We start from the raw sequence: 16,910 nt of genomic DNA, 5'->3' as shown, positions 1-16,910 counted from the left end.
TGGCCCCGGTGGATTCCGGTTCCCCGATGACTGCGGTGACCACGGCGGTGCCCGCACCCGTCGAGTCGCCGCGGGCGCCCGTGCCCGCGCCGCGGCAGCAGGCGCCGACGCAGGTGATGATCACGCTTCCCGGTCTGCCGCCGATTCCGTGCGGCATCTTCTGCCCGCCGCCGCCGGTGAATCCGTGTGTCGCGCAACCTGTTCCCGCTCCGATGCCGCAACCGGGGCAGCCCGGCATGGCGCGCATTCCGCTCGCGCCGGGGCAACCGTACGGCGTGGCGCCCGGGCAGCTACCGAACCCCGGCGCGAACAGCCCCGAAGCCGACGGCAATTCGGCCGACAACGCCGAACCCGCCGACGCCCGTGCGTCCGAGTGCGCGCACCCCGAGACCGACGCCGCCATCGGCCCCACACCTGGCGCTCCGGAGCGGAATACCGGGCCGCGCGGGCCCGAACCCGCCATCGCCACACCGCCCGCGCCGGAACCCGAACCAGAGTCGGCGCCCGAACCAGAGTCGGCGCCCGCCGCCGAACCCGCGCCCACACCGACGCCCCCGCCCGGAATCACTCTGCCGTTCGGCATCGTCATTCCTCTTCCTGGCCCACCGCCACCCCCACCGGCGGGCTGACTTCGTCCCCTCCGGTAACCGCGGGTTCTCGCATTCGGGCCCCGAACTCTGGCTCCAGTTACTGGTTCATCCACGGTGGGCTGCGGCGCCGGCGCAGAGCGCAGGCGCCGAAGAGGCGCTGGTCCGGGACAGGCTGTGCCGCGACCGTTCGCAAACGTCTCCGACCGCCGCCACCCGGGCTGATCGCACCGCAGTTTTCGCGGGTCGTCGTGCCGAGGCGCAGTGACGTCGCCGTCGCTTCGGAATCGCTCCGGAAACGGCGCCGAACGACTTCGTCACGATTGAGCCCGTATCGCGCGCAACGCTGCCTCGAAGCCGTATCCGGACCGCGCGAACCGACGTAGTCTGATCGATAGCTATCGCGTGGCATATGCCAGCGGCGCCGAGGAGGCCATGCACCTCTGGGCACACCCGCACCCACCGGTCAGGGTTTGCCGTTGTGGTCTCCGAGAGCGTCATCTCGTGCGGCGGACGTCCGGCGAGCGTGTGGCCCGGGTGCGAACCTGGGCCGATCGTCGGCGACCGCCGTGACGAACCGCCGTCCGAGACCGGTCGAGCAGAGGTGATCCCATGAGGGCCACAGTCGGAATATCAGCAGAACAGGCCGTGGTGCGCGGGGTGCTGCTCTCGTCCACGGCGCAGCGAGGGACCCGGCCGGACGTGCTGCGGGAGATCGAGCAGCCGGTCGAGCACTCGACCGCCGCGTCGGTGGTCGCCACGCTGGAAGCGTTGACGGCCGAGGTCGAGGCCGGGACCGAAATCGATGACGTAGCCGTGGCGTACCGCACCGTGGCCGAGCGACGAGCAATCGTGTCGCAACTGTCATCGGCATCGTGGCGATCGTCGTCGCTCGTGTCGGCGAAGGCAGCGCTGCTGGCGATGATCGAGGAAATCCCTGGCCTGGCGCGGTGCGGCACCGTGCTGGTGGTCGAGTTCGTCGGCTACCAGACGTCCTATCTGGTGACCGGGCCGGACCGGACCGAGATTCTCAGCTCCGGCGGGTGGTCGTCCGGTGTCGTCGACGCCGAGACCGCCGACCTGGCGATCGATCGAATCCGGCCCGCGGTAGCGGCGGACGGGCTGCTGCCCGACGCCGTGGTCTTGTGCGGATCGGCGGCGGGGGATCGGGACGTGGTCGCCGCGGTCCGGCTCGCGCTGGCCGTACCCGTCATGGTGGCGCCCGACCATGCCAACGCTGCCGCCTACGGCGCGGCCTTGGTCGCGGCCGCTCCGTTCCGGAGCGCACCGGTGGCGCCGTCGGCGGCCGGTCGCCGACATGGCGGACGTGTGGTCCTGGCCAGTGCGGCCGCGGCCGCACTGCTGGGCGGCGCGGCCGTCGCCGTCGTGCAGGCCCGCGAGGACCGCCCGGCCGATGTCGAGATCGGCGCCCCCGCGCAGGGGCCCGTTCCCGCCGCTCGGCTCGCCGAACCGAATCCGGCGGCAGTGCCCCCGGCGCCCGCGGCCGAGCAAGCCCCGGTGGCCGTGTTGCCGGAACCGGCATCCACTCCCGAGCCGTATCCCGAACCGCCGATCCCACCGCCTCCTGCGCCGCACCCGGCGGAGGCTCAGGCTCAGCTGCCCGTCCCGCCCGTGCCGCCTCCCGTACCACCGCCCGCGGAGCAGCAACCGCCGCCGCATCCGCGCAGTCCCACCCCGACGGAATCTCTCGAGCCGACCGTTCCGGCGCCGGCCACCGCCGCCGCGCCCGACGACACCTACCTCTTCCCGGGTGAGTCCCCACCGCCTCCCTGGAACGCCGACCAGGCCACCGTGCAGGCGTGGTGGGACAACCACTGGAAATTGAAGCAGAGCTGGCTGCACGGCCGCTGAAACGGCCTGTAGCGGTGGATGCCGCGTCGGCCGGTATTCTGCTCGGTCAGGGAGGTGCCCACGGCCGCCCGGCGGGGTCCCCACGCCGGAACGACCACCTGGCGCAGACCGTCCGGATTCGGGCGGGTGCGCTGGAGTCACTACGCGGGCGGCACCACGGGACTGCGCACAGCCGGATTCGACGACCCGGCGCGGGCGTGGATCGTCATCGACATGTCCTGGGAACACACACCGGCCAGGACCTGTTCGACCAGTGGTGGCCAGCGGCGCCGCTGTGAGCCGCGCCGGGCACCGGCGGCTCCCGCCGACGGGTGGATAAGCTGGCCGGGTGAGCGCACCAACGGCCGGCTCGGTCGCTATCGTCGAGGACTTGGAGACCGTCACGACCCGAGGTCCGGAAGATGATCCGGCGGCGATCGGACTCAGCCGCGTCGACGTGGAGTCCCTGTGGGAGTCGGTGCAGGCGTGGTACCGCCTGGGCGCCACTCCCGCGATCCAGGTGTGCCTGCGCCGCGACGGCAAGATCGTCTTGAACCGCACCATCGGCCACGGCTGGGGCAACGCGCCGGGCGACGGGCCGGAGTCGGTGCGGGTCTTGGCCACTCCCGACACGCCGTTCTGCGGGTTCTCGACCGCGAAGGGCGTGGCCGGTGCGCTGATGTTCATGCTCGTCGAGCAGGGCGCCTTCGCCCTCGACGATCCGGTGTCCGGCTACATCCCGGAGTTCGCGGCGAACGGCAAAGCCGCCATCACGATCGGTGAGGTGCTCTCGCATTCCGCCGGGATCCCTTTCGTCCCGGCTCCGTATCAGGGCGTCGACCTGGTACTCGACGAGGAATTGGCCGTGCGCGCGTTGGCCGACCTGGTCCCGAGCTGGAAGCCGGGACGTTTCCGGGTCTACCACGCGCTCACCCTGGGATTGGTGCTGCGCCTGCTGGTGCGGCGCGCGACCGGCAAGCGGATGCGCGAGCATCTCGCCGAGCAGGTGCTCGAGCCGTTCGGATTCCGCTGGACCAACTTCGGCGTACGACCCGAGGACCTCGGAAAGGTCGTGCCGAGCGTGAAAACCGGTCCGGCTCCCTCTCGAACGGCGAGCTATCTGGCGCGCAAGGCGGTCGGCGGGCGAATGGACCGCGCGTCGCGCGCGGCGACCGACGCCTTCCTCACCGCCGAGTTGCCCTCGGGCAATCTGATCACCACCGCGTCCGAGTTGTCGCGGTTCTACGAGATTCTCACCCACGGCGCACCCGACGGCCGCCGCATCATCCGGACGGACACGCTGGAGGAGGCGGTGCGCCCGGCGCGCTGGATACCCGGTGTCGCCGGACGCGTCAGCCGAGCCGGCTTCGAACTCGGCGGGCGCAGGTCGAAATTCGGCCGCGACACCGGATCGCATTTCGGGCGTAGCGGATTGACCACCCAGTACGGCTGGGCCGACCCGGCTCGCGGGCTGTCCGGCGCGATCCTCACCAGCGGCAAGGCCACCACCGATACCGAGCGGCCGTGGCGGCTGGTCGCCCAGGTCTCCGCCACCGTGCCTGCCGACCGGTAGCCAGGACGAGGCGCCCGGCCGGATCGATCGCCTCCACCAGTGAGAACACCTTAGCCATCCGAACGATTTAGTCTGTTAACTCGCTTGTTGCCGACCCGTCGGGTTGTGCTAGCGCTAGCGGAACAGACTGACCCGTCGGATCTTTGGCGGTGAAAGCGTTGGTGTTGATGAGGATTGACCATGACGTGGCGGTGAGCGGATCCCGGCACGAGATGTTTCCCGACGAACGCGGGCGGTTCGGCGCATTCGGCGGCAGATTCGTTCCCGAGGGGCTGATGGCCGCGCTGCTGGCCTTGGAGGACGCCTACCGCCTCGCCTGCGCCGACCCGGGTTTCGTCGCCGAGTACCGGGAGCTGTTGCGGGACCGTGTCGGCCGGCCCACGTTGCTGCACCGGGTACCGCGGTTCGGGGAGTTGCTGGGTGTGCCGGGCGCCCGGGTGTATCTCAAGCGCGAGGATATGGCCCACACCGGCGCACACAAGATCAACAACGCGCTCGGGCAGGCGTTGCTGGCCCGGCGGATGGGCAAGAAGCGGATCGTCGCCGAAACCGGCGCGGGTCAGCACGGCGTCGCGGTGGCGACGGTGTCGGCGATGCTCGGCTTGACCTGCGTGGTCTATATGGGCACCGAAGACATGCGGCGCCAGGCGTCGAACGTGGTGCGGATGAAGCTGCTCGGCGCAGAAGTCCGCCCGGTGGACAGCGGTTCGCGGCGGCTGAAGGAGGCGATCAGCGAGTCGGTCCGCGATTGGGTGGCCGATGTGGACACCACCCACTACCTGTTCGGCACCGCGGCGGGGCCCGCGCCGTATCCGCGGATCGTGCGTGATTTCCAGACGGTGATCGGGACGGAGACCAGATACCAGATCGCACGCGCCGAGGGCAGGATGCCCGATTACGTGCTGGCCTGTGTCGGCGGCGGCAGCAACGCCATCGGCGTCTTCCATCCGTTCGCCGACGACCCGCGGGTGGCCCTGATCGGCGTCGAGGCCGCGGGCCTCGGGGTGGATACCGGCGAGCACGCCGCGACCCTCTGCATGGGCAGCCCGGGGGAGATCGACGGCTCCTACAGTTATCTGCTGCAGGACGAGGACGGCCAGATCGCGCGCACCCACAGCATCGCCGCTGGACTGGACTATCCGGGCGTCGGTCCCGAACTCAGCCACCTGAAAGACAGCGGCCGGGTGCTCTACCGGGCCGCCACCGACGCGGTCGCCCTGCGCGGCATGCAGGCACTCAGCCACACCGAAGGGATCCTCGCCGCACTCGAATCCGCTCACGCCGTCGGCTATCTGATGGAGATGGCGGCCCGCGGCGAGATTCCCGCGGACTCGCTGATCGTGCTGTGCCTGTCGGGCCGTGGTGACAAGGATCTCGCCGTCGCCGCCGACCGGCTCGGTGTGGCATGACCGCTGCTATCGTCGAAAACGCCCATGGCGCCGGAGAGGGACCGCGCGCTACACCCGCGCCCGAGGACGAGCCCTCTTGAAGTATGTGCCCCGCCTGTTGTTGTTCCTGGCGATTCCCGCTGTGCTGTTCCTGCTGCCCTGGTGGACGCTGGTAGCCGCACCCACCGCGGAATCCGGTCCGCTGTTCTGGCTGGGTTCGGCGCTGTTCCTGCTCGGATTCGTCGGCCTGCCCGCGTCGATGTTCCTCGGTCACGGACCGGCGCAGTCGGATGCGGCCTCGATCGTCGGCGACACGTTGCTCGGCGTGATGTGGGTGCTGTTCAGCTGGTCGGTGCTCGGCAATCTCGCGCGCGCCGGACTGACCGCCGCGGGGGTGGCCGACCCGGCTCGCTCCCGGATCGTCGCGGTGGGTGTGCTCGCCGTCGCGACGGTGCTGGTGGTGTGGGGTGTGGCCGAGGCGCGCCGGGTACCGCGGGTGCGCACCCTCGAGGTGTCCATTCCGGGTCTCGGCCCCGCGCTGGACGGACTGCGCTTGGTCGTCGTGACCGACACCCATTACGCCGCGCTCGACCGGCTGCGCTGGTCGGAACGCGTGGTCGAGGTGGTCAACGCGCAGCGGCCCGACATCGCCTGTCACGCGGGCGACCTCGCGGACGGATCGGTGGCGAAGCGGCACGCGCAGGTGGATCCGCTCGGCAAGGTCGAGGCCGAACTCGGCCGGTTCTACATCACCGGCAATCACGAATACTTCGGTGATGCGCAGGGCTGGATCGACCACATGACCTCGCTCGGCTGGCAACCGCTGCACAACCGGCACGAAATCGTGCGCCGCGGTGACGATCAGCTGGTGATCGCGGGCATCGATGATCCCACCGGCATCGCCTTGCCCGGGCACGGTCCCGACCTGCCCGCCGCGCTCGCGGGAGCGGACCCGGACGCGCCGGTCGTCCTGCTCGCCCACCAGCCCAAGCAGATCACGGAGGCCGCGGCGGCGGGTGTGGCGTTGCAGATCTCCGGTCATACCCATGGTGGCCAGATCTGGCCCTTCCACTATCTCGTTCGCCTCGATCAGCCCGTCGTCGCCGGGCTGAGCCGCCACGGCGAGCGCACGCAGCTCTACACCAGCCGGGGGACGGGCTTCTGGGGGCCGCAGCTGCGGGTGTTCGCCCCGAGCGAGATCACCGTGCTGATCCTACGTGCGGAGCACGCGAGCGCCTGAGCGCCCGCGGCTGCCCGGAGGCCGGACTCGTCAACGGTGGCCGCGGTCGGCGCCCGCTCGACCGGCGGCGTCGGACGCGGGCGCGGGCGCAGGTGGACGGCCGGGACTCCACGCCTCGACGACCCCCGGAATGCCGTCCTGGACGATATAACCGGCACGTGTGTGGATGGGCGCGCCGGGATGTCGCACGTAGGGAACGACGCGAAAGTCGTTGCGCCATATCTTGTGGTCGAGTTCGACCCGGACATAGCCGCGTTGGGCGTTGAAGAACTTGATGTCCGGGTTCGCCGCGAGCAGCCCGCGGCCTTTGTCGCTCAGGTCGGTTCCGTCGCCGTTGCTGGTGATCGAGGTGCCGGTGAATTCCGCCGCCACCACCGGTGATCCGGGATCGGCGTAGTCGCGCCGCAGGTCGGCGGCCTGGTTCTCGTGCCGGTCGCCGGTGATCACCACCAGGTTGGCGGCGCCGCGCGTCGCTGCGGCGTCCAGCACGGCGTTGCGGTCGGCGACGTAGCCGTCCCAGGCGTCGGTGGAGACGCTGACCTGCGGGCCCGGGTCGGAATCGTTCTGGCTCATGCCCACCTGGTTGCCGAGGACCTGCCAGCGCGCGGGGGAATGGGTCAGGCCGTCGATCAGCCAGTTCCGTTGCTGTGCACCGAGAATGGTGCGGCCGGGGGAGAATCGATCGGTGCAGCCGCCGACCACGGCGCCGCCGCATGCCTGCGGTGTGCGGTATTGGCGGGTGTCGAGCATCGTGATATCGGCCAGATCGCCGAACCGGAAGCGGCGATGCAGCCGGATGCCCGCCGCGGACGGCAGCTGCGCCAGGCGCAGTGGCTGGTGCTCGTACATGGCCTGGAAGGCGGCGGCGCGGCGGCGGCGGAACAGGGCGGGGACGCGCCAGATGTCCAGACCGATGCCGGGCGCGCCGGCGCCCCAGTTGTTGTCGACCTCGTGATCGTCCATGGTGACCAGCCACGGGAACGCGGCGTGCGCGGCGCGCAGCGGCTGCTCCGATTTGTACAGCGCGTAACGCAGCCGGTAGCCGGGCAGGTCGACGGCCTCGTCGCGGAAGTTCGGCCCCATCTCGACCCCCGCCCGCCCGCGCACCCACGCCCGCTCGTAGATGTAGTCGCCCAGATGCACGACCAGGTCCAGATCTTCCCGGCTCAGGTGCTCGTAGGCGGTGTAGTAGCCGGAACTCCACGACTGGCAGGAGGCGAACGCGAAGCGCAGCCGCGCCAGGGACTGTCCCGGCGCGGGGGCGGTGCGGGTGCGCCCTACCGGCGACACGGTCGAGCCCACCCGGAACCGATAGAAGTACCAGCGATCCGGCGCCAATCCGCGCACCTCCGGATGCACGCTGTGGCCGAGTGCGCGGGTGGCCACCGCCGATCCGCGCGCCACCACCCGGCGGAACTGCTCGTCGTCCGCCACTTCGTAATCGACCGTGACCGGATCCACCGGCATGCCGCCGAGGCCGTCCGGCGCCAAGGGGTCCGGGGCCAGTCGCGTCCACAGCACCACACCATCGGGTGCGGGATCGCCGGAGGCGACGCCCAGCGCGAACGGATCGCCGAGCCGGCGCGGGGCGGGAAACCGGGCACTGCTCGCCGACGCGGTTCCCGCCAGTACCGCCGCCGATCCTGCGGCGCCGACTCGGAACAGTTCCCGACGTGAGAGAGCCATACATCAGCGTACGGCCGCCCCCGACCACGGGGAGGCGCTCGATGTCAGAGCAGCCCGCCACGGCGCGCGTGGTCGAGGGCCTCGACCCGGGAATTGGTACCCAGCTTGCCGTAGATGCCGCGCAAGTGCGTTTTGACGGTGTTGACCGAGACACCGAGGTCCGCGGCGATCTGCTGGGCGGTGCGGCCGGAAGGCAATTGCTTGAGCACGGTCATCTCGGTGTGGGTCAAAGCCGGGTAGGCGGGCCTGCGGCGCGCTGCCGGATGACGCCGGATCGTCTCCGCGAAGCTCTCCGCCCGGCCGAGCCGGCCCGCGTAGCTGTCCAGTAATGGCATCGCGGCGGGCACGTCGAGGAACGGCCGCAGCAGCCGGTGGGGCGTGGCGCAACCGAGCGCGTTCTCCAGCGCGGTGAGAGCTCTGGCCGGCGCCCGGGACTCGTGTTGTGCCGCGGAGTACAGCAGCCATCCGGTGACGGCACTGACCGGACGCAGGTCGCCGACACGGTCCAGCAGCGGTTCGAGGGCGGCGCAGGTCGCTTTGCGGCGATCGGCCGCGGCGTGCAGCGCCGCATCGGCCAACCGCACCTCGGGAACCTCTCCGACGATGCCGCGGGCGCGCTCGACCAGCAGCTGCGCCGTCCTGGCGTCGTGCACGCGCAGCAGCGCCCACACCACCGGCAGGATCAGGCTGCCCGTCGTGGCAGGCACCGTCTTGTGCTCCAGCAGGACGAGCAGGCTGCGACGCAGCGCGTCGACCGCGGCGGACTGCTCCTCGGCCCGCTCGAGATCCAGCAAGCGGCCTACGACGTGGCCGCGCCATCCGGCGGCCGGGCCGCATGATCCGTCGTGATCGGCCCGCTCGGTGAGTACCGACGCGATCTGCGCCGCCTCGGGGGTCTCGCCTTGCAGGTAGGCGCCGTAGGCGGCCACCGAGGTCGCCTGGACGGCGTCGGTCGTCTCCAGCAGCCCGTGTTCCTCGGCGATCGCCAGCGCACGCGCCGCGCGCTCGCGCATCGCGGTGGCGGCGTCGACGGCGTCGGCGGCGAAGGCCAGCCGGGTCAGCGCACGCAGCACCAAGCGGGGGCGGCGGGCGTGCTCGGCAAGCGCGAGCCCGGAATGCAGCAATTGTTCGCCGCGCGCGACGGCGCCATCGGCGACTGAGGCGGTGGCGATCTGGATCTCGGTGTACGCGTCGAGATCGGGGTCGCCGGTCGGCGCGACACGGTCCGGGAAACCGGGAAGGTCGGCCCCGGTGGTCGCCGCGACATCGATCGTCACGGCGAGGGTGAGCGTGTCCAGCCGTTCGGGCGAGGCGAAGGAGATCTTGGCGGCGCGCCGCGCCGCGGCGGTGTCCAAGCACGCCACCGCGGCGGCGGTGCTGCCTGTGACGAGGGCGTCGACGACGCGCACCAGCCACAGGAACGGATCATCGAGCAAAGCGGGCGCCGAACGGGCCAGCTGATCGAACAGCGTCGCGCCCTGCCCGTCGAGAACCATGCGCAGCGCACATGTGGACAGGAATTCGCACAGCTGCTCGCGGTCCCCGCCCGCGAGCTGATGCGGCAGCGCGGTGGAGGGCAGCCCCGCGGACCGCAACCAGCGGGCCGCCTGGCGATGCAGTTGCGCGCACAGGCGCGGTCCGAGCCGGCGGGCTTCGGCGAGGAAGTGGGCGCGCACCAGCGGATGACAGGAGAACCAGACCTCGCCGTCACGCACGTCGGAATCGATCGGGAAGTCGATCCGATCGAGTTCGTGCAGACAGTGCCCAGCGCCACCGCCGACGAGTTCGTCGGCGAGCTGCTCGGTGAAGGAAACGGGAATGCTGGTGTAGGTGAGGAACTGGCGCAGTGCGGGCGGCAGCGCCTCGATGAGTTCGCTCATCAGGAAGTCGGCGACCGCGCGCGCCGGGCGCGCGAGAACGGTGAGCGCAGAGGCTCGGTCGTCGGATCTCGCGGCCAGATGGGTCGCGGCGATGCGCACGAGGGCGGCCCAGCCCCGGGTCAGGTAGTGCAGCGCCGCGAGTTCGTCGACGGTGAGTTCGCAGCCGTGGTCACGGCACAGCGCATCTACCTGCGCCGGGGTGAAGGCGAGTTCACTCGGACCCCACCGGGTCAGTCGCGAATGGAGATCGAGCACGTGCCAGCGCAGCGGCGGTGCGAAGCGGGCGCACAGCACCGTCGTCACGGTCGGCGGCGCATGCTGTAGGAAGTACTCGATACCGGCGAGCGCGAGCGGATCGGTGAGCAGATGGGCGTCGTCGAGCACGAGAACCGTCGGCGTCGTGCGCGTGGCCAGCGTGTCGGTGAGCGCCGCGGCCTGCGCGGTCGACGTGCCCGGGCAGTTCGTGTTCACGATCTCGAAGCGGGCGTGCAGCACGCTCCACAGCGTCCTCGCGTCGTCGAGCTGCTCGGTGACGGTCACCCAGGCGACATCGGACCTACCCGCGGCGTGCCGGGTGGCCCAATCGGCCATCAGCACCGACTTCCCGGCCCCGGCCGGTGCGCAGATCAGCAGCACGTGTCCGTGGCGAGTGCTCGACACGCCGTCGGCGGCGGCGTACAGATCGGGCCGTGGGATCGGGGTGAACGGCAAGGCGGGTATCTGGGTGACGGATTCCGCCGCGGCAGGGATGCGGCGTAGAGCGGGGACGTGCGAGGTGGTCACCGTGCCTCCCGGGCCGTGTGCTGACAGATCACTACCACGCCTCGGTAGCGGAACTTACCCGGTGTGTAGTCCGCTCGATCAGATCGTGTGTGGTCGTTATGGAATTTTCATTTCGGACGACCGCGAGATATCGGAGTCACCCGAAACGGGTGAAGTGCCGGACGGTGGGAGTGGTGGACATTCGGAAGACGCCTGTCCACTATTTCCCCAGAAAGGGGGCGACCGATGACGCACATGACCGAACCGGAGCCACACCCCGTCCGCCGTGGCATCGCGGCGGGCACGTCCATAGCGGCCGCGATCCTGTTGCTGACCGTCGGGGTGCTGTCGATCTTCGAGGGGATCTCCGCCGTCGCCGAGGACGACCTGATCGTCGTCGGCGCCGACTATGTCTACAAGTTCGACACCACGACGTGGGGCTGGATCCACATCGCCATCGGCATTCTCCTGGTCGTCGCGGCGCTGGGTCTGATGACCGGCTCCACGTGGGCGCGGGTGGTGGCGATCTTCCTGGCCGCCCTGTCGATCATCGCGAACTTCATGTGGTTGCCGTACTACCCGGCATGGTCGATTCTGGTGATCGCATTGAACATCGTCGTGATCTGGGCGGTCGCCACTTGGCGGCCGGAAGCCGTCTGAGCGGACAGACATTCCCGGTCGCGCGCCTCTGCTCTCGGCCGGGTCGAACTCCGCCGATCCGACCTTCGGTGCGGTTCCGATCGCCTCGCACCTGAAGCACGGGGCGGCGCCGGTCAGCGGGATCGGGCGTCTTCCGGCCAGGGTGGGAGCCGGCTCGGCGCGGGCGGGAGGGCCATACCGTTGCGGCCGCAGCATTCCGGCGAGCAAACTTGGTGATCTCTCTCAGAAGTCGAGGTTTCCGCTGCCACCATAGGTGGGGTTGTGGTATCCACCTTCGAGATCGCACTACGAACTCGAAGGGACGCCAATGCCCAGCAAGCCCCCGCTCGTTCTCCTGCACGGTGTCACGATGTCCGAACGGGTGTGGGACGACGTCACCCCCTTGCTCGCCGCCCGGCACGAGGTGATCACGCCCACCGCCGTCGGCCATCGGGGCGGGCCGCCCGCCCTGCGGCGCCCGGCGCGGGTCGAGCATCTGGTGGACGACATCGAGCGGCGGCTGGACGCGCTGAGGCTGCGCCGGGTGCACGTCGCAGGCAATTCGCTGGGTGGCTGGATGGCGATCGAATTGGCTCGTCGCGGTCGCGCCGAGTCCGTCTGCGCGCTCTCACCGGCGGGGTTCTGGGAAGCCGGGGACGGAAGCCGGTCGGCCGCGACCCGCCGCATCGCCCGGGAGGCGGTCACCGGGCGGCTGCTGGGCTTTCTCGCCCCGTTGGCGCTGCGCAGTGCGGCGGCCCGGCGAATCGCTCTGCGCAACATCGCCGTCCACGGTGATCGCATCAGCTCGGCGCAGGCCCTGACCTGCTTACGCGACCTGCTGGAATGCACCGTCACCGCCGATCTGCTCGGCACCGACGAGCAGATCGCCGCGCTCGACCCGTTGCCGTGCCCGATCACGGTGGCCTGGTCGGAACATGATCGTGTTCTTCCCGAACACGTTCACGGCCCGATCGCCCGGACGCGGCTGCCCGAAGCCGCGTTCGCCATCCTGCCGGATACCGGTCATGTTCCGATGATCGATGACCCGCGGCTGGTGGCACAGACGATCCTGACCACCACGAGCGTCACCACCGCCGAGGCGCCCTGAGCCTTTGCGCGTTCCGCGGCGTAGCGCCGGGACGGCGATGGGCCGGGCCGGTCACACGTCGAGCAGGTGCGGCAATCCGGCACGATACCGATCGGCGTCGATGCGTTTCCACGGTTCGAAGACCGGCAGCGACACCAGCGGGAAGACCGGTACGCGCGGCGCCGGGTCGTCGGCGGCGTCGAGGATCGCGTTGGTGGCGGCGCGCCCGGATTCGTTGGCGCCCTCCATCGTGGCGAGATCGATGTGGTTGCGTACGTGATCGCCGCCGAAGAACAAGTTCGGGATGGCGCAGTGGGCCTGCGGCCGGTGGTCGTAGGAGCCGGCGGTGTTGACCAGCAGCGGAGTCTCGTTGTGCACGCCGTTCGCGGTCCAGGTGACCCCGGGGTCCAGATGCCAGGAGCGGATGTCCTCGGGACGCAGCCATCCCGTCCCGGTGTTGAGCCACTCCGTGAGCTGTGCCCACACCTCTTCGGCGATCTCGGCGGCGGTGCATTGTCTGGCAGGCCGGTGGAAGCGGATGCCGGGGGAGTCCCAGTCGGAGATGTCCACCGAAAGGCATTCGCGCACCGTGCCGTCGCCGTAACGGGTGGCGAAGTCGCCGACCCACATGGGCGCTTGGCGCAAGGCGGTGAGCGCCCACGGGGAGCCGAGGGCGGCGATATGGCCTTCCGGCAACTCGGTGGGGTTGGCGAGGTAGTACTGGATACCGACCATCCAGTCGGTCCGCAGCTCCCGCATGCCCGCCAGATGCGGGTCGGTGTCGAGGATGTCGTCGGTCAGCAGCGTGACCGCCTTGTCCACCGGCATCGCGCACAGATACCAGTCCGCGGTGACCGCGGTGGAGCGGCCGCCGGGATCCGTCAGCGTCGCCGAGGCGATCCGGCCATCGCGAAGCTCCAGCCGTGTCGCCCGCAGGCCCGGCACGAATCGCACGCCCCGCGACCGCAGATATGTGACCCAGGGGTCGATCCACGCTTCGTTGGTGGGACGATTGAGAATACGGTCGATACCCGCGGAGTACTGCGGGATCGCCCCGGTCCCCGCCAGCACCAGGGCCTCCCCGATGGTGCCGATCGTGCGCGCCGAACTCAGCTGGGGTTTGGCCGCCACGGTGATCCGGGTGAGGGCGCTGACCAGGTATTCGCGATAGGCCGGTGACTTGCCCTCGGCCCGCAGGATCTGCTCCCACGTCACGTATTCCCACTGCCCGAAACGCCGTTCGGTGCAAGAGGTGAACCAGACGGCCATCTGTTTGGCGAAGAACGCGAGCTCGGCCGGTGGCAGTTCCGGAATGAAGCCGAACGCGCCGATCAGCGTGCTCTGCAACCGCTGCGGGTTGATCTGGTCGAGGCCCCCGAATTCGACCGGCGCGTAGATCGGCGGCCTGCCCCGGAAACCGGCGACGGTGCCCTCGACGCGGACGAGGTTGCCCGCGACGCCATCGGGGTTGCCTGGGAACGGAATGCGCCGCATGGTGTCCGGAAGGTTCTGATAGCAGCCGGGAAAGAACCGGAAGCCGTGCTCGCCTGGCAGGTCCGAACGGCCGTCGGTGCCGGTGCCCGGCACGCCCATGCTGCGCGCCTTGCCGCCGAGGAACGCCGGTTCGTACACGGTAACCGCGTATCCCCGCTCGATCAGCTCATGGGCCGCCGACAACCCCGCGACGCCACCGCCGAGCACCGCGACCGACTTGCCCCCGGTGCGCGGCCCGGGCGTTCGGCGAGGTCCGGGCGGGGCGGCGTGTGCCGGGGCGGCGGTGAGGGCCAGTCCGGCCGCGAGCGTGCCGCGCAACAGGTCGCGGCGGGTGAGGTCGATGGTCGGCCGAGGACGCGGGTCATGCATGTCGATCTCCTGAAGATGCCGCGAGAACGCGCCGCGGCGGCCGGGACTGGATGGCGTCGGCGGGATCGGGGCGCGTGAAAACGCACGCTTCCCTCCGTTCGGAGACTGCGTCGCGGCATTCGGCCGCCAGATTCGCGAGGATCGGCCAGGGGGCGCGCCAGGATGCGCGCAACGCTCCCGCCGCGAGCGCCGCCGCGCGTGCGGGAGTGAAGACGTCTTCGGGAGCCACGGTGCGCGAGAAGATTTCGGTGACCGCGTCGGCCAGCGCGGGGTCGGCCGCGCTCCTGCGATAGAGCTCGATTTCCAAGGGACGCATCGCCGAAGCCCGGGCCAGCCGATTGGTCCACTGGTAGACGCTCAGGCATTCGCGATCGCGCAGTCGTTCCCACGCGGCCAAGGCGGTGTCGAGGTGCTCGGTGTCATCGAGGGCCGCGGCGGCCAGTTCGCCGAGCAACCGGCCGTAGCGCAAGGCATCCCGGATGCCTTGGGCGGTCACCGGATCCTTGAAATGGCCCGCGTCCCCGGGCAGCGCCCAGCCCGGCCCGGTCGAGCGCCGGAAGTAGGAGGCCAGTCCGGTGGCCGAACGCACCCGCCCGACTCTGCGGCAATCACGCAGGCGCAGTGCAAGTCCCGGCAGGTGCTCGATCGCCTCCTGATACCTGCGCTCGGCGCGCCCGGCGCCTGGTTCGGCGGGCTGCGCGGGCGGCTGGACCAGGCTCAGCAGCAAGCCGTCGTCGCAGGGGAACGCGGTGCCGAGATCAGGACCGTTTCGCCATTGGGCGGCGATGTGCCGCTGGTCGGCCGCACCGTCGCGCCAGTAGGCGAAGAAGCAGTCCCGTCCGCTCGGTGCGGACAATCGAGGCCGGGTAACACCGGCGAGCCGGGCCACCGTGCTGCGGCGACCGTCCGCCCCGACGACCAGACGGGCGCGCACCTCGTGCTCGCCGCTTCCGTCGGTATAGCGAACGCCGGCGCAACGATCGCCGGACCACAGCAGATCGGTGACCCGCACGCCCTCGCGGATCCGTGCTCCCGCGTCCACGGCGGTGGCCACGAGCGCGGCGTCCAATCCGGTCCGCCGCACGCACATCGCGTAGTCGACGCCGTCCACCGGTGCGAAGGACGACCGGACCGCATAGCCGCCGCCGTCGGCGAAGGCGGCGGTCAGTGGGGGCGCGCCGAGCCGGAGGACACGGTCGAGGGCGCCGGCGCGACGCAGTTCGGCCAGGCCGCCGGGCCACAGCAGGTGCGTCGAGAGGGTGTCGGAGGGAAAGCGCGCCGAGTCCAGCGCGAGCACGTCGCGCCCGGCTCGCGCCAACGCGATGGCGGTCGCGGAGCCCGCGCACCGCGCCCCCACCACGACCACGTCGGTGTACTCGATTGCCGGGGGAGACGATCCGCGCATGCCCGAACACCTCGGTCACCTAGTCTCGGACACTGTGTCCGATCGATGGTGAGCGGCGGGCGCCCGAATGTCAATATCCGTGCCGTGTCGGCAGAATGGAGGGACGCACCCGACCGGCACAGCCGAGCACGCGGCCGCCGCGCCGCAGAGAGGACCCGGATGCCCTCGCTGACCCGTGTCCCCAGAAACGCACGCAAACCGGTCGACGATCGGCGCGCGGAGTTCGAGCGACGCGTCCTCGCCGCGGTGGAGGAGCTGCTCGCCGACGGCACGCCTTACACCGAGATCGCCGTCCACCGGATCGCCGCCGCCTCGCAGTCGGCGAGGTCGACGTTCTACCGGTACTTCCCGGACAAGAGCAGGCTGCTGATCCGCATGGCCGAATTGGCCACCGCGGATCTGTTCGAGGCCGCCGAGCGCTGGTGGATCACCGACCACACCGGTCGGCAGGCCGGCGTGGTGGCGGCAGTGCGCACCATGATCGCGGGGTTCCGCGAGCACCGGTCCCTGCTGCTGGCGCTGAGCGAGGTCGCCGCCTACGACCGCGACGTCGGCGCGTATTGGCGCGGCCGGGTCGCCTCGTTCGTGGCGGTGGTGCGATCGCGGCTGGAGACCGACCGTGCCGCGGGCCGGATCAGTCCGGCGATCGATCCGCAGGCCACCGCCGTCGTGCTGACCTCGATGGTGGAACGCGCGATCGCGGTGAGCTTCTCCTCCGGCTCCGGGGTCACCGACGACGCGCTGGCGAAGGCGCTGGGCCGGGCGATCTGGTTGACGGTGTACGGCGACGCCCCGTCGGCCTGACGGAACACCCGGCGGCACAAGCGGATCCATTGCTACAGTCGCGCCCATGACACAATCCGGACAGCCCCTGCGGATCGGCATCCTGGGCGCCGCCCGCATCGCGCCCGCCGCCGTCGTGCGGCCCGCCGGGGCGAACGCGGACACG

11 protein-coding genes and 1 pseudogene are annotated in these 16,910 nt (G+C 70.6%); 8 read left to right on the top strand and 4 right to left on the bottom strand.

Features of this window, described 5'->3' with window-relative positions:
- From NA8_RS31515 to NA8_RS31495, 5 genes and pseudogenes are all read left to right on the top strand, one after another.
- A pseudogene (locus tag NA8_RS31515) lies at positions 1-629 on the top strand (lytic transglycosylase); the annotation flags it as partial.
- Positions 630-1,199: 570 nt separating this feature from the next.
- Positions 1,200-2,459 (top strand): hypothetical protein, encoded by a 1,260-nt coding sequence (locus NA8_RS35620; protein ID WP_157107027.1) that lies wholly within the window; start codon positions 1,200-1,202, stop codon positions 2,457-2,459.
- A gap of 328 nt (positions 2,460-2,787) precedes the next feature.
- Positions 2,788-4,011, top strand: coding sequence for a serine hydrolase (locus tag NA8_RS31505; protein ID WP_063053943.1), 1,224 nt, complete (start codon positions 2,788-2,790; stop codon positions 4,009-4,011).
- 167 nt (positions 4,012-4,178) lie between these two features.
- Entirely contained in the window at positions 4,179-5,420 is a 1,242-nt protein-coding gene (gene trpB / locus NA8_RS31500; protein WP_063053946.1) for a tryptophan synthase subunit beta, read from the top strand.
- Positions 5,421-5,496: 76 nt separating this feature from the next.
- Positions 5,497-6,639 carry a metallophosphoesterase gene (locus NA8_RS31495; protein WP_157107026.1) on the top strand — a complete coding sequence of 381 codons (1,143 nt, stop codon included), beginning with the start codon at positions 5,497-5,499 and terminating at the stop codon, positions 6,637-6,639.
- A gap of 30 nt (positions 6,640-6,669) precedes the next feature.
- On the opposite strand, the gene NA8_RS31490 is transcribed toward NA8_RS31495, so the two are convergent.
- Together NA8_RS31490 and NA8_RS31485 are read right to left on the bottom strand one after the other, a co-directional pair.
- On the bottom strand, positions 6,670-8,325 hold the full coding sequence (locus tag NA8_RS31490) for an alkaline phosphatase D family protein (protein ID WP_063053941.1): 1,656 nt from the start codon (positions 8,323-8,325) through the stop codon (positions 6,670-6,672).
- A gap of 44 nt (positions 8,326-8,369) precedes the next feature.
- Positions 8,370-10,988: a LuxR C-terminal-related transcriptional regulator gene (locus tag NA8_RS31485; RefSeq protein WP_157107025.1), complete on the bottom strand. Its 2,619-nt coding sequence runs from the start codon at positions 10,986-10,988 to the stop codon at positions 8,370-8,372.
- A 225-nt stretch (positions 10,989-11,213) separates the two neighbouring features.
- Between NA8_RS31485 and NA8_RS31480 the strand changes: the two genes are divergently transcribed.
- Both NA8_RS31480 and NA8_RS31475 read left to right on the top strand, forming a co-directional pair.
- Positions 11,214-11,627 (top strand): DUF7144 family membrane protein, encoded by a 414-nt coding sequence (locus tag NA8_RS31480; protein WP_063053939.1) that lies wholly within the window; start codon positions 11,214-11,216, stop codon positions 11,625-11,627.
- 307 nt (positions 11,628-11,934) lie between these two features.
- Positions 11,935-12,714 (top strand): alpha/beta fold hydrolase, encoded by a 780-nt coding sequence (locus tag NA8_RS31475; RefSeq protein ID WP_063053938.1) that lies wholly within the window; start codon positions 11,935-11,937, stop codon positions 12,712-12,714.
- Positions 12,715-12,765: 51 nt separating this feature from the next.
- Here the strand turns inward: NA8_RS31475 and NA8_RS31470 are convergent, their stop codons facing one another.
- Entirely contained in the window at positions 12,766-14,556 is a 1,791-nt protein-coding gene (locus NA8_RS31470; RefSeq protein ID WP_063053937.1) for a hydroxysqualene dehydroxylase, read from the bottom strand.
- Entirely contained in the window at positions 14,549-15,961 is a 1,413-nt protein-coding gene (locus NA8_RS31465; protein ID WP_084467233.1) for an NAD(P)/FAD-dependent oxidoreductase, read from the bottom strand. Before NA8_RS31465 ends, NA8_RS31470 begins: the two co-directional genes overlap by 8 nt.
- Before the next feature lie 159 nt (positions 15,962-16,120).
- Between NA8_RS31465 and NA8_RS31460 the strand changes: the two genes are divergently transcribed.
- Positions 16,121-16,765 carry a TetR/AcrR family transcriptional regulator gene (locus NA8_RS31460; RefSeq protein ID WP_063053936.1) on the top strand — a complete coding sequence of 215 codons (645 nt, stop codon included), beginning with the start codon at positions 16,121-16,123 and terminating at the stop codon, positions 16,763-16,765.
- Positions 16,766-16,910 lie beyond the last annotated feature (145 nt).

The sequence above is a fragment of the Nocardia arthritidis NBRC 100137 genome, assembly GCF_001612765.1.
Lineage (GTDB): Bacteria > Actinomycetota > Actinomycetes > Mycobacteriales > Mycobacteriaceae > Nocardia > Nocardia arthritidis.
Note: the sequence above shows the minus strand (reverse complement) of the source record. Positions and strands in the feature narration are given on the sequence as shown.

What these genes read in the sequence shown, in the direction of transcription:
- trpB (WP_063053946.1), top strand. Translation starts at nt 4,179, where the DNA reads ATGAGGATTGACCATGACGTGGCGGTGAGCGGATCCCGGCACGAGATG.
- NA8_RS31465 (WP_084467233.1), bottom strand. Translation starts at nt 15,961, where the DNA reads ATGCGCGGATCGTCTCCCCCGGCAATCGAGTACACCGACGTGGTCGTG.
- NA8_RS31475 (WP_063053938.1), top strand. Translation starts at nt 11,935, where the DNA reads ATGCCCAGCAAGCCCCCGCTCGTTCTCCTGCACGGTGTCACGATGTCC.
- NA8_RS31490 (WP_063053941.1), bottom strand. Translation starts at nt 8,325, where the DNA reads ATGGCTCTCTCACGTCGGGAACTGTTCCGAGTCGGCGCCGCAGGATCG.
- NA8_RS31470 (WP_063053937.1), bottom strand. Translation starts at nt 14,556, where the DNA reads ATGCATGACCCGCGTCCTCGGCCGACCATCGACCTCACCCGCCGCGAC.
- NA8_RS31460 (WP_063053936.1), top strand. Translation starts at nt 16,121, where the DNA reads ATGCCCTCGCTGACCCGTGTCCCCAGAAACGCACGCAAACCGGTCGAC.
- NA8_RS31480 (WP_063053939.1), top strand. Translation starts at nt 11,214, where the DNA reads ATGACGCACATGACCGAACCGGAGCCACACCCCGTCCGCCGTGGCATC.
- NA8_RS35620 (WP_157107027.1), top strand. Translation starts at nt 1,200, where the DNA reads ATGAGGGCCACAGTCGGAATATCAGCAGAACAGGCCGTGGTGCGCGGG.